General features: G+C 48.9%; 2 protein-coding genes. Both read left to right on the top strand.

Features of this window, described 5'->3' with window-relative positions; genetic code table 11:
• The first annotated feature begins 1,070 nt into the window (after positions 1-1,070).
• Positions 1,071-3,293 (top strand): retropepsin-like aspartic protease, encoded by a 2,223-nt coding sequence (locus DL88_RS21165; RefSeq protein ID WP_169741606.1) that lies wholly within the window; start codon positions 1,071-1,073, stop codon positions 3,291-3,293.
• 23 nt (positions 3,294-3,316) lie between these two features.
• The coding region (locus DL88_RS21160) for a reverse transcriptase/ribonuclease H family protein (protein WP_169741605.1) at positions 3,317-5,591 on the top strand (2,275 nt) is incomplete at its 3' end.

Genomic DNA, 5,591 nt, shown 5'->3' with positions numbered 1-5,591 from the left:
ATTTGGAAGGGAGCTTATATACATTCATTTAGATAGCATCTTTAGCATCACACAGAGCATCAATTACACGAGTTCCAGTCTATTCGAGAGAGTGCTAGCAGTTAGCCCTAGTTGGGGTGTTGTTTACCCTCATCCTTCTGCCCCATTCGACCTGCACGTACCGACCGTGCTGCCTCGAGCATCGTATCCCGTTTCATTGGTGGACGAATGGCGATTGTGCTTTTCGCATAAGGTGTCTGAATGAGCAGGGGTGAAGGTATTCACGAGACGACAGGGTGAGAGATTTGTGAGTATCAGAGCAGCGAGGGCAGTTTGACCCTGAATCAGAGAAGAAAAAGGGGTGAAGAACACCCGAATCCGAGACGATGGTCTTAGCTGGTTTAGCGCAGTGCATGCCAGAAGGAATAACGAATGAGATGGCACTATCATGCCAAGGTTTGATATATTGGTTTCGAATGAAGCTAAGTGATTGGTTTATGGAAGCCACCGATATTAGAGCAGTCTTGAGAATGAGACCTGTGGAAGTGCTGGAGTGGGCCGAAGTGGCCTGGCCTGGCATCATCTATTTATGGAAAGCATCAGTTGAGATAATATTCATTGGCATGTTATTTCGCTATCTCACAGAGAGAGAAGAGCATCGAGATCAGTTTCAGCGTCAGTTTCAAGAGTTTTTGTATTCGGATTCGATTCAGTATCGAAACGGGTGCTATCAGAGAGGTAAGTGTCAGCCTCAGTGTCAGAATCAGTTTGTGTGTGTGTGCAAAAGCAAGGCTTCGAATTTAGCCCCTGGTTGTGGGAATTCGGTATCTTGCTGTCAGTTTGAATCGGCTAGTGAATCTTCTTCTTTATCCAATTCGGATACCGATTCGTTATTTGAAAGTTCGTCTGTGTCGTCTGCGTCGACTGTCGAAATGGGAGAGACCTCCGGCAAAGAAAAGGACCCTGGATTAGCCTCGTTCGAGGGATATCGTGAGCGAAACGGAGAGGATTCGGATGGGTCAACCCCTGAAGCTCGCCCTCGTGTAGGGGACAGGCAGTTGCCTCCGTCTACTCTTTCGTATGAGCACCATTTGCCCGATCCCGGTAGTGGAAAGGCTCCGGTATTCGATGGCAAATCGGCTGAGGATTTTATTGAAAGGTTTGAGGGTATGTGTAAACGCCGGGGTGTACGCAAATGGGAGGATCTTTGCCAGTATTTCCCTGAGTATTTGGATCGGCCGCTGAGACGATGGGTGAAGCATATGGAAGCGAGCAAGGAGGGAGACTGGGGCAGAGTGAAGGAGGCGTTTTGTGAGCGATATAGGGATGTTGACCCGGAGAGACAGTGGTATACGCGTGCCACGCTGGATACCCTCAGACGAGCCAGGAAGATTTCGAGTGAGGATGTGAAGCAGTATGTCAGCGATTTTGTGGAGGTTTCGGATGTGCTGTTATCTCAGGGTAAGATGACAGAGGATCTTCGGTGTGATATGTTTATAACAGGTCTACCGGGAGTTCTCCGCGAGCAGGTGTATCGTGTGGTAGGTGTTGAATTGGAGGACCCTGGTAAGGGGATATTCGCGAAGGTTTCGAAGGCGGTTCTTCAAGAGGTCAGGATTCAGGAGAATGCTATCCGAAGGGAGAGAGCCATGGAGGTCTATCCTAATGAAGCTGTTAGCTGGAAGCCAAATGAAAATGTGCCAGAGAGGCCCTTGAACGCCACCCAGAGGGCAAATGCTAGTGGAAATGTCCAAGATCTTTCGCGTGAACTTGAACAGTTGAAGATTCATCTGTTAAAACAGGAGGAGAAGCAGGAGGAGGAGCGCCGCAATAACAGAGAGCTGCTTCAACGGCTCGCTGCCCAGGGGGACGCACGAAACAACCCCTATTATGATCCAGCACGCCAACCTCAGTACGCCAGAGGTAGTTTGAAATGTTACCATTGTGGTGAACCCCATATGTTAAACAACTGCCCTGACCTCAAGCAAAGACTGAGAGCTGGCCAAATACACCAGGATGCGAAAGGACTCTACTTTTTAGGGCCAATTGGCTCACACGGTCCTCGTGTGCGATTTGACAGAGAGAGCCCTTCAGTAGGCATTTTGGAGTCAGCATACAAAGATTGGATGCAGGGTGCTGCACAGCAGACATCGGTATCTTATCTCCAACCGCAGTATCCGAATGAAGATGTCCGCGAATCGATGCCGATTCGAATGCTTGGTGTGCAGTCCTCGCTGGGAAGCAGACCCGAGCTAAATGAGGAGATTGATGATGAGGAGGACGAGTTTGCAGGCTATGTGAATTCGATGAATACTCGAAGCCAGGACGATGTGAGAAAGAGAAGACGTGAAAATGGCATTGCATCAACTCGAAACAGAGAAGCTGGGAGGTATATGGGGCCGTCAGCACAAACAGAGGACGATGTAATGATGGAAAGACCTCATTTGTATGAAAGCCAAAATTCGACTCAAACCCAGCAGCCATCTTTACGCGATCCAGGCGTTACGGGTAGGCGAAACCCACGCTTGCAGGCAGCTAGGGGGCCCTTGAAGATGAATGAAGATCTGATGGAATCTCTATATGAGAGGTTTCATAGCAGAACCTTAGAGATCAAGGTAGGGGAGCTACTGCGTGTGGCACCTCAGTTGAAGACGAAGTTGTTTCGAGAGCTACCCGAAAAGCCAGAGGGTGTAGTTCAAGCCCTTGAAGTGTGGCAACCGGCACCCGATATCGAGGGGAAGAGCGAGGATCTCAGGTTGAGTGAGAGAGTTCCTGTTGAATTGAATCACATATCGAATTTGCAGGATGAGAGGAGGTCAGTGCCATTGAATAGGCCAAAGAAGGTGCCCGATATATATGCCCTAGGTCTGTTATATACGCATGTGTATGCTGGTGGAGTGGCGCTTAAAACCCTACTCGATTGCGGGTCAGGCGTTGATGCCATGCCTTATTCAGTTGCAAAGGAGTTAGGTCTTCGAATCAGGCCCGATCCGAAGGTGAAGATGGTGCCTATCGGAGGTGCTGAATTGATCTGCTATGGGGTAGCAGAAGGAGTGGCTATTTCAATTGGAGATATCACTCTGACGATCAACGCGTTTGTGCTCGAAATGTGCCCTACCGATTTGCTGTTAGGACGGCCGTTTATGGATGCTTCGATGATGGCTTTGATTCAACAGCGAGGAGGGCATGTCGAATGCACTATATATAACGCAGCGCGTACGCGCCGGTGCACTTTCAATGTGTTTAGGCCGAGTGAGAAGAAGATAACGAGGGAGGATAGATTATGGGAGCAAGGCGAGGACTCGGGAAACTGACGAGCGAGTGTCAGATATCTGGGATGTCATTCGCTTTCTGTGAGGAGAGCCAGATAGTAGGGGACAAAAGTGATTCGGAGGGGAGTCGGAGAATACCTATAAATTTGATGCAGATTAGCCCTGGGTCTATTCTGGATGAAGAGGAGATTTTTGTTCCTCCTGAGTGGAAGCTTATTGACATTGGAGAAATGGAAGCAGGCGGATTGGTTCATTACCGCAGCAGGATATATGGGGATAGCGATATAGGGAAGTGGCAGTGGGATGATTGGCCTGAGAATATCATTCGGCCGAAAAACGAGGTTTCAATTGGTTTGAATACACTATATAAACGGAAAGGGGAGAAGATTCATCCTGCTAGTGTGCCGTTAGCAGATGGGTCAGTGCCAGAGGGCAATATTGGATGGGAGGAGGTTTGCATGCGCAAATACCACATCCAGTATCGTGCCGAGGACAAGCCTTCACCTTTTGACCAGTATCTCAAGCCGAGGATCGCCTGCTTTGCGAGAGGTGCCCGATTATCCTCTGAAAGGGAGGAGAAGCTGATAATTGGCAAAGAGCTTTGGCCAATGGAAAGGGAGATTCTGAAGGAAATGCTATATAAAAGAGAAGGGGCGTTAGCATGGACTTGGGAGCATATGGGTAGTGTGCATCCGGAGGTATACGCACCACAAAAGATAAGGACTATTCCACATGAAGCGTGGAAGCATCCTGGCTTTCAGGTGCCTCGCTCTCTAAACGGGGAGGTTTCGGAGATGTTGCGTGATAGGTTGAAGAAAGGGACAATGGAAAGATGCCATGGGCCATATCGAAATCCTTGGTTTTTGGTGAAGAAGAAGCAGCCGGGCAAATACCGTTTGGTGGTGGCTGCTATGCAAATGAATGCTGTTACCATTAGGGATGCCATGATGCCCCCTAACGCAGATGAGTTTGCAGAGGATTTTTCCGGTTTGGCCATCTGTTCAATGATCGATCTGTATTCGGGGTACGATCAGATCCCACTAGATCCAGCATGCAGAGATATGACAGCAATTCAGACAGTGGAAGGACTGTTGCGCATGACAACGATATTGCAAGGAGGGGCCAATTCAGTGGGCCAGTGCCAGCGTGTGGTGCAATTTGTATTGCACAGCGTGTATGGGAAGTGTGTGAGGGCCTTCCTGGATGATTTCGGCGTGAAAGGGCCTAGGACACGATATAACGACGAATTGGCTTTTCCGGGTGTGAGACGATTTGTTCTCGAGCACATTCAGAACCTTGATAGTGTGCTATATCTTCTCGAGCTCGCAGGGATGGTAATCTCAGCGGAGAAGAGCCAATTCGGTATGTCGGGTGTGGCAGCAGTGGGATGGATATGTGATGTAAATGGGAGGCATCCAGACGAAGCAAAGGTGGCCAAAGTGGTGGAATGGCCTGTTCCTGAATGCACATATGATGTGAGGGCATTCGTTGGCCTAGCGGTGTATTTCCGAATAACAATCGACAAGTTTGCGATAAAAGCCGCTCCCTTATACGAATTGCTAAAGAGGGGTATTGATTTTCACTGGAATGAAAGGCACCAGCAATCGTTTGATGAATTGAAAAGGGTTCTGTCCACCTTCCCTGTTGTTATGCCGATCGATTATGAATATAAGCCATTTCGTCTTGTTGTCGGAGTGGATGCGTCAATTGATGGATGGGGAGGTTTTGTTGCCCAGATCAGAGACGGTATCAGGAAGCCTGCACGGTATGAATCGGGGATATGGAGTGAAGCAGAGAGACGGTATGATGCGGGTAAGCGGGAATGCCGAGGAGTCTTAAAAGCGTTGAAAAAGTTTCGACATTGGCTGTATGGTGTTCATTTTGTGTTAGAGATTGATGCAAAGACATTGGTATCGCAGTTGAATCGGTCTGCTACCGATTTGCCCGGTGCCCTTGTTACAAGTTGGATTGCATGGATCAGGCTGTTTGATTTCGAGGTGAAACATGTGCCGGGCAACAGCCATACCGCGGCAGATGCGCTATCGAGGAGACGCGCTACCAAAGAGGATATGCGTGAGCGTGAGAAAGAGGGTGATATTGACGAATTTGTGGCAGCAGAGATTGGGAGTTTGAGCATAGGGCTATATCCGTTCGAAGCCAATTCGGAGGAGATGCGAGTGCTAGATGCCAGTTATTCGAATGAATCCGAGCGAATAGCCAAATTCCTTACCACGCTGCGCCGTCCTGATGGCATTAGCAGCAAAGGGTTTAGGGCATTCAAGAAGCATGCTCTTATGTTTGTGGTGCAAAAGGATCACCTATTTCGCCGGCCAAAGCAGA

Source organism: Beijerinckia mobilis (genome assembly GCF_000745425.1).
Classification (GTDB): Bacteria; Pseudomonadota; Alphaproteobacteria; order Rhizobiales; family Beijerinckiaceae; genus Beijerinckia; species Beijerinckia mobilis.
The sequence above is the reverse complement of the archived record's forward strand: the minus strand, read 5'-3'. Positions and strand labels throughout refer to the sequence as shown.